Origin of the sequence: Homoserinimonas sp. OAct 916, assembly GCF_003260275.1 — a bacterium.
Taxonomy (GTDB): domain Bacteria; phylum Actinomycetota; class Actinomycetes; order Actinomycetales; family Microbacteriaceae; genus OACT-916.
The window spans coordinates 1-290 of the sequence record NZ_QJHB01000096.1 but is presented as its reverse complement, the minus strand read 5'-3'; the positions used below and the strand labels follow the sequence as shown (position 1 = coordinate 290).

General features: G+C 64.1%; 1 protein-coding gene. It reads right to left on the bottom strand.

The window, feature by feature from the left end:
• Positions 1-272 (bottom strand): HlyD family efflux transporter periplasmic adaptor subunit (locus tag DL891_RS16850; protein ID WP_232819254.1); only part of this gene is annotated, 272 nt, incomplete at its 3' end.
• Positions 273-290 lie beyond the last annotated feature (18 nt).

Genomic DNA, 290 nt, shown 5'->3' with positions numbered 1-290 from the left:
CCGGCCAGCCGACGGCGTTCCTCCTCCGGCAGCATGATCCGGACCGTGAAATAGGACATGTTGGTCTGCGTGTCGCGGGTGGTGTCGGGCGAGACATACGACACCTCGCCGATCAACTGCGGGGTCACCCGCTGGTTGAAGGCCGAGAAGCGGACGTAGGCTTGCTGGCCCTTGCGCACCTGATCGATATCGTTCGGCTGCAGCCGCGCCTCGATCTGCAGGTCATCGGAATCGGGCACCACCTCCATGATGGTATCGCCGGCGCGAATCACACCCCCAATGGTGTGGGC